The sequence below is a fragment of the Roseomonas sp. HF4 genome (assembly GCF_005222755.1).
Classification (GTDB): domain Bacteria; phylum Pseudomonadota; class Alphaproteobacteria; order Acetobacterales; family Acetobacteraceae; genus Neoroseomonas.
Map to the genome: position 1 here is coordinate 1 of NZ_STGD01000038.1, position 7,320 is coordinate 7,320.

The window sequence follows — 7,320 nt, forward strand, 5'->3', positions numbered from 1 at the left end:
GCCGATCAGGCAACGGCGATGGCGGCGACCGATGCGCTGCGCGCGCTGATCGACGCGATCCTGGTCTTTCCGGGGGAGCGGCGCGGTGAGTTCACGGTGTCGCTGCGGGGTGACCTTGCGACCTTCCTGCATGCGGCCGACGCGGACAAGGATCCAAACAGCAAAAAGGCCGTTGCCCTTGTGGGGAACGGCCGTTCTGGTTTGGGTCGAGAAGTATTGGGATCGTTGGATGCGGGGACGCGCATCGGCTTATGCCGAACGCGGCTGGGATAGCTGAAGCCCAAACTGTCCCTCGGGTTGAATCCCTCTACCTCTGCCAGTCCCAATGGGCGCCCCGCTCTCGCCCTGGTCGGCCACCGTGCTGGGTGGACGGTGTCCGCGACGTTCTCGGGACAGACCAGTTTGCGCCTGCGGTCGCGCGCACTCGCGCGCAGCGGAGCGGCCCAAAGCGCAAAGGCCAGCGTGACGCCCTGGCCGAGCGGATCAATCGCCGTGCTGTTCTTGCGTGCGCTGCGGCAATCATTGTGGCAGCCAAACCAATCTGCGTAAGGTCATCACCCGTCCGTGAAGGAAGGTTGCATGTCTGCGCCGCATGCGGGTCCGGCCTCTCCACGCGCACCGTGGGTCTTGGTGCTGGCGGCCACCTTCGGCATGCAGGTCGCGATCATGATCGCGGCACAGGCGATCCCCGTCATCGGGCCGCTGCTGACGGAAGAAGCCGGCCTGGCGCCAGAGACCATCGGCTACCTGACGGGCACGGCGCATCTCGGCACTGTACTCTACCTGCTCGTCGGCGGCCCGGTTATCCTTCGCTTCGGCGCCGTTCGTACTTTGCAGATCGGCGCCGCCGCTGCCGTCTGCGCCTTGCTGCTGGCGACAAGCGGCCTCGCCGCGCTGCTCTTCCTTGGCGCCTTCGTGCTTGGTCTCGGCAATGGTCCAACCGTGCCGGCCGGCAGCCGCATCCTGGCCCGCACGGTGCCGCCAGAGCACCGGAGCTTGATCTTCTCCGTCAAGCAGGCCGGCGCTCCGCTCGGCGGCATCCTGAGTGCCATGGCGCTGCCGCCGGTGGCGATCCTGTTCGGCTGGCGTCCGGCCCTGCTGCTGGCTGCTCTGATCGTGCTTGGCGCCATCGCGGCGGTGCAGCCCCTGCGTGCAGGCCTCGATACCGACCTGGACGGCAGCCGACGGATCGGGCTCCGTGCCCTTCTGTCGCCCCGCAACCTGGCCGGTCCGTTCACGGCGCTGCGCAGCGCCCCCGTCCTGTTACCGTTCTGCGGGATGGCTATCGCCTTTTCGGTGGTGCAGGGGTGCTTCTTCGCCTTCACGGTCACCCTGCTCACCACGGCGCATGGATACAGCCTGGCTGAGGCCGGAACCGTGTTTGCGTGCATGCAAGCAGGCGGCTTCGCCGGGCGCATCGGGCTGTCGTGGCTCGCGGACCGTACCGGTGCGGCGATCGCGATTCTGCTGATGATGCTGGGTGCGGCGGGCGTGGCGGCCGCGGTCTTCGCCGTGGCCGCGAATGTGGCGCCCATGCCCGTCGTGGCGCTCGCTGCGGCCGCCGTTGGCATGACGGGCACCGCCTTCCAGGGGATCATGCTCGCGGAGATGGCGCGGCTTGCGCCCCCCGACCGGCTGGCGGAAGCGACGGCAGGTGCCGCGTTGTTGGGGTTCCTGACCTACTTCGCCGCGCCGGCGGCCTTCGCCTATGTCGTTCGCCTCTCAGGCGACTGGACGCTGCCGATGCTCATCGTCGCGGCACAGGCGGTGGTCACCGCAGTACTGCTTGCGCCGCGATTGCTGCGCGAAGCGCGCGCGGCAGCTTGAATGGATGAGTGATTGCTGAGCAACGCCAGGGAATGATGCCCGGTCCGTCTCGGACGACATCTCGCGCCTGAATACTTGGCAAGGCGCGACGACAAGCGCGACATCCTGGCCGAGCGGATCAATCGGCACGCCGCCAATACTGCGCCGCGGCAAGGATTGTAACGGCGAGAACAATCTGCGTAACGTAATCACCCGTCCGTGAGGGAGGGTTGCGTGTCTGCGTCGCATGCGGGTCCGGCCTCTCCACGCGCACCGTGGGTCCTGGTGCTGGCGGCCACCTTCGGCATGCAGGTCGCAATCATGGTCGCGGTACAGGCGGTGCCCGTCATCGCGCCGCTGCTCACGGCAGAAGTCGGCCTGGCACCGGAAACCATCGGCTACCTGGCGGGCACGACGAATCTCGGCACGGCGGTTTACCTGCTCGTCGGCGGACCGCTCATTCTTCGCCTCGGTCCTGTTCGCATGTTGCAGATCGGCGCCGCCGCGGCGGTCTGCGGTTCGCTGCTGGCGACGAGCGGTGTGGTAGCGCTTCTGTTCCTTGGCGCGCTCGTGCTGGGTCTCGGCTATGGTCCAACCATTCCGGCCGGCAGCCGTATCCTGGCCCGCGCGGTGCCCCCGGAGCACCGGACGCTGATCTTCTCCGTCAAGCAGGCCGGCACTCCGCTCGGCGGCATCCTGGCCGCGACGGCGCTGCCGCCCGTGGCGATCCTGTTCGGATGGCGTGTCGCCCTGTTGTTGGCAGCGCTGATCGTGTTGGGCTCCATAGCCGCGGTGCAGCCGATCCGGGCCGGGCTTGATTCCGACCGGGATGGTGGCCGACGGATCGGGCTTCGTGCCCTTCTGTCGCCGAGCAATCTGGCCGGTCCGTTCACGGCGCTGCGCAGCCACTCCGCGCTTCTGCCGCTCTCCGTGCTCGGTGCGACCTTCGCGGCGGTACAGGGGTGCTTCACGGCGTTCATGGTCACTCTGCTGACCACCGCCCACGGCTATACCCTGCCCGAGGCCGGCATTGTCTTTGCGTGCCTCCAGGCAGGCGGCTTCGCCGGGCGCGTCGTGCTGGCCTGGATCGCGGACCGGACGCGCGCGCCGATCGTGGTCCTGTTGCTGATGCTCGGCACGGCGGGCGTGGCAGGCGCGGGCTTCGCGGTGCTCGCGGGTGCGGCGGCGTTGCCTGTTGTCGCACTCCTTTCGGCCGTCGTCGGAGCAACCGGGACCTCCTGCGCGGGGATCATACTTGCGGAGTTCGCGCGCCTCGCGCCGGCCGACAGGCTGGCTGAAGCGACGGCAGGCTTTTCGCTGCTGGCGTTCCTGACCTTCTTCGTCGCGCCGGCGGTGTTCGCCTTCGTCGTGCGCCTGTCCGGCGACTGGATGTTGGCGCTGCTCATCGTCTCGGCACAGGCCGTGGTGACCGCGGTGCTGCTTGCGCCGCGCCTGCTGCGCGAAGCTCGCGCGGCGGCTTCAAGTGATGTGTGACTGCCGAACCGACAGGATATCGGCGTGTGGATCCTGGTGATCGGCGCGGGTGCTCTGGGCGGATTTCTCGGGGCGTGCCTGGCCCGGGCCGGGCGCGACGTGACGTTCCTGGTGCGCCCGCAGTGGGCCGAGCAGTTGCGAGGTGGCCTGCAGGTGGTCAGCCCGCATGGCAACTTCAGCGTGCAGGCCAGGACCGTCCCGACGGACGACCTGGACGGACCCTTCGATCTGATCCTGCTGGCGACCAAGGCGTATTCCCTGGCTGAGGCGATGGAGCAGTTCGCCACCGCTGTAGGGCCGGAGACGGCAATCCTGCCGATCCTCAACGGCCTCGCGCACATCGACGCCCTGGCAGAGCGTTTCGGGGCCAACCGCGTGCTGGGCGGGATGTCGTTCATCAGCGCGACGCTCGACGTTGAGGGCCGGGTGCTCAACCCGCTGCGGATGCATGACCTGGTGTTCGGGGAGCGGGCCGGCGGCTTCAGTGATCGCACCGCCGCGGTCTCGGCGCTGTTCGACGGCGCCGGCTTCGCCCCGCGCGCTAGCGAGGCGATCATGCAGGATATGAGGGCTGGATCATCATTCCGACGACGACCTCCGACCCATCAGACTCGACGCGCGCGCCATCCGGCCTCCCATCTCCCGTCACCGTTGCAAGAACCGCCGGATCGCCGATACGCTCGCCGTCCTGCGGCCAGATCGGCCGCGCAACCGGGACATGTCAGCGAAATCCAGGTGGTCCGATGCGCCCCGCCAGGGGCGGGATGCGCCGCCGAGACGGGGAATGCCGCATGCCGCCCAAGCTCCTGCGACCGGCGACCCGGGAGTATCGTTCCTGGATCTTTGACAACCGACGGCTGGACGCCTACCGGCCCCGCGCCGACGACATCTTCATCGCCACCTTCCCCAAATGCGGCACGACCTGGACCCAACGCATCGTTTCCATGCTGGTGTTCCGCTCACCCGAGCCGCGGCCGATCAACGACGTGTCTCCGTGGCCCGAAATGACGGTACGCGGACCGATCGAGCCGGAAATCGCTGCCATGGAGGCGCAGGAGCACCGTCGGTTCATCAAGTCCCACCTGCCGCTCGACGGCCTGCCGATCTTCGAGGGCGTGAAGTACATCCACGTCGCGCGGGATGGCCGCGACGCGTGCCTGTCCTGGCACGATCACCTGACCGGCTACACGCAGGAGAATCTGGCGCGGTTCGATCGCGTCGGCCTCGACGACCCGGCGATCGGGCGCCCGCACCCGCGCGCGCCGGCCGACCCGCGCGCCTTCTTCCGGGCGTGGATGGCGCATGGGCCGGACCAGGTGGCGCCGGACTTCTTCGCCTTCGAGGCGTCGTGGTGGGAGGGTCGTCGGTCGCCGGACATCCTCTTGGTCCACTACGCCGACCTGAAGGCCGACCTTGCCGGCGAGATGCGGCGCATCGCGGACTTCCTCGGCATCGCCATCCCCGGCGAGCTCTGGCCTGCGCTGGTCGAAGCCGCGGACTTCGAGGCCATGAAGCGCGACGGGAAGCGGCTGCTGCCCAAGGCGGATCGGTCGCATGAGGGGGGTGCGGATCGCTTCTTCTTCAAGGGCAAAAACGATCGGTGGCGTGGCGTGCTGACCGACGATGACCTCGCCTTGTATGACGCGAAGGTGCGCGAGCGGTTCACGCGGGGGCTCGCCGCCTGGGTGGATGGTGGCAGGCGGGCGGCGGGGGACCCGCGCGACATCCGGGATTGAGTGGAGGTTGCTCTCCAGGGGCCGCATGTCCGACGACCGCGACTACCCGCTCGTCCCTGCCCTCTGGTCGATGGACAAGACCCCGGCAGATGTTTGCCGTGACCGAATAGGGCATGGTCTGGCTGAAGAGATAATCCGTCACCGAGCGGGCGAAGCCGATGATGCGCGTCGCTCATCCCGATTTCTGCGAGGAGCTGGAGTGGGGAGCCTCCGCCAACGGCCTCATCCCGCGTGTGTACTCTTGATGAGCACGGAGTCCGCGACATGAACCACTGCCACCTCCTAGTCGTTGGCCGATCCGCGGCCGGCATCCAGGGCGCATGACGATGCCACGGGATGCAGGCGCGCTGCGCATCTTCGTGCCGGTGGCGATCCGCGCGATCTTCGAACGGCTCGCTCCGCGCCTGGAGGCCGCCGCGGGGCGGGCGCTGGCGCCGGCTTTCGACCTGAACCCGGCGATCCCGGAGCGCATCCTGGCAGGAGAGGCCTACGACATCGGCCTGACCAATCCGCCCTACGTGGACGCGCTGGTCGCGGCAGGTCGCGCCGACGGCGCGAGCCAACGCCCCTTCGGCCGCATCCCGCTCGCCATCGGCCGTCGGGCTGGCGTGGAGGCTCCTGTCCTGACGGACGAAGCGGAAATCGCAGCATTGCTGCGTGGCGCCGAGAGCATCGCCTACACCGGCGATGGCACGAGCGGACGTACCTACCTCGATGCGATGGCTCGGCTCGGCCTCTCGGAGGCAGCGGCGCCGAAGAGCAGGCCGATGGGCGCCGGTGGACCGGTTGCCTCGGTTGCGGCCGGCGAGACGGAGCTTGCCGTCGGGCCGCTCACCACGATCATGTCGAGCCGGGGGCTGGTTCCAGCGGCGATCTTCCCGGCCGCAGCCGGTACGCAGATCGACATTGCGGTATTCCTGAGCACGTCGTGCGCGGCCGGCGCAGCCGACGTGCTGGATGTCCTCGCGGGGACGGAACTCGACACCGAACTGGCGGCCGCAGGCGTGATGCGGCTCGATCGGAGGGCTGGATCGCCGAGCGATCTGGGAAATGTCAGTCGGGTCAAGCAGTAGCCGTTGAGGATGCACAATGGACGCGCGCCAACCCAGCCAGACTGCGGACGGAGCAGCCATCATGCGGGCGCTGCACCAGCAGTTGCCAGCAGAGGAGAGGGTCCTGGATGACCCGGTCGCCGCGCTGCTCGTCGACACGCAGAGCGACGCGTTTCGGACTCGCGTGTCTCTTGTCGCCCAGTTGCCCGAAACGGTCCGGCTGCGACTGACTAACTTCGTCCTGCGTAGCCGTTTCGTAGAGGACTGCCTGGCTCAGGCCGCCCAGGCCGGCATCGTGCAGTACGTCATCCTGGGTGCTGGACTGGACACCTTTGCTTATCGCCAGCCTTCGTGGGCCCAACGCTTGCGCATATTCGAAGTCGATCATCCCGCGACCCAGAAAATGAAGCAAAGCCGCTTGCGCGACGCCGGAATTTTCATCCCAGACAACGTTTTCTTCACGGCAGTCGATTTTGAAAACACTACTCTCGACGCTGGTCTTCGGCAGGCTTTCTTCGACGCTTCCAGGCCCGCATTCTTCTCGATGCTCGGGGTCAGCCAGTATCTTGCGGCGGATGCTCTCGATTCTACCGTGAAGTTCGTCCTCTCGATGCCCAAGTCCAGCGAGATGGTTCTCACCATCGTTCTTCCCGACCATCTTCTACCCAGCGACGAGGCGGCTCTGGCCGCCTCCTATGCGGCCCGGTTCGCAGCCATTGGTGAGCCTTGGCTCACGCGACCTGCGCCGGACGAGTTCTTGGCGAAGCTTCGCTCCATGGGGTTTTCCCAAGCCCACCACCTGTCCCCCGAAGAAGCCAACAAGCGCTACTTCTCAGGTCGAACCGATGGCCTGAAGGCGTCACTGCAGGAACAGATGGTCCGAGCCGTCGTTTGACTGGCCGCGGGGATTTTCCGTCGAGAAGCCTGCGCAATAGTCGCGTCGGGCGTGGTCCAGGCGGTGACCTTTCCCTCGACTACCCGCCTGCGGATCGACACAGTATCGGTGGAATTGATGCAGCGTGGTCTTCATGGAACAGATCGATACGCTGATCATCGGCGGGGGCCAGGCTGGGCTCGCGATGAGCCACGCGCTGTCGAAGCGCGGGCGGGAAAACTGCATCCTGGAACGGGGGAGGATCGCCGAGCGTTGGTTGTCGGAACGATGGGATGGACTGCATTTCCAGACCCCCAACCTGCTTGTTGGCTTGCCCGGCTATCCGCTTGTCCATGAC

The 7,320-nt window shown here is 67.3% G+C and carries 6 protein-coding genes and 2 pseudogenes; all 8 read left to right on the forward strand.

Annotated features, from left to right (window positions below; translation table 11 throughout):
• Nucleotides 1–273, forward strand: a pseudogene (locus E8M80_RS25465) (hypothetical protein); the annotation flags it as partial.
• A 306-nt stretch (nucleotides 274–579) separates the two neighbouring features.
• Nucleotides 580–1,827 carry an MFS transporter gene (locus E8M80_RS25470; RefSeq protein WP_137128533.1) on the forward strand — a complete coding sequence of 416 codons (1,248 nt, stop codon included), beginning with the start codon at nucleotides 580–582 and terminating at the stop codon, nucleotides 1,825–1,827.
• Nucleotides 1,828–2,091: 264 nt separating this feature from the next.
• Nucleotides 2,092–3,300 (forward strand): MFS transporter, encoded by a 1,209-nt coding sequence (locus E8M80_RS25475; RefSeq protein WP_137128534.1) that lies wholly within the window; start codon nucleotides 2,092–2,094, stop codon nucleotides 3,298–3,300.
• Nucleotides 3,301–3,336: 36 nt separating this feature from the next.
• A pseudogene (locus E8M80_RS25480) lies at nucleotides 3,337–3,708 on the forward strand (2-dehydropantoate 2-reductase N-terminal domain-containing protein); the annotation flags it as partial.
• Nucleotides 3,709–4,091: 383 nt separating this feature from the next.
• Entirely contained in the window at nucleotides 4,092–5,036 is a 945-nt protein-coding gene (locus E8M80_RS25485; protein WP_240790218.1) for a sulfotransferase domain-containing protein, read from the forward strand.
• Between the two features lie 320 nt (nucleotides 5,037–5,356).
• Entirely contained in the window at nucleotides 5,357–6,109 is a 753-nt protein-coding gene (locus E8M80_RS25490; RefSeq protein WP_137128536.1) for a substrate-binding domain-containing protein, read from the forward strand.
• A gap of 16 nt (nucleotides 6,110–6,125) precedes the next feature.
• Complete coding sequence (locus tag E8M80_RS25495) at nucleotides 6,126–6,983, forward strand: class I SAM-dependent methyltransferase (RefSeq protein ID WP_137128537.1); 858 nt, start codon at nucleotides 6,126–6,128, stop codon at nucleotides 6,981–6,983.
• A gap of 133 nt (nucleotides 6,984–7,116) precedes the next feature.
• A partial coding sequence (locus E8M80_RS25500) for an NAD(P)-binding protein (protein WP_170979653.1) occupies nucleotides 7,117–7,320 on the forward strand: 204 nt, incomplete at its 3' end.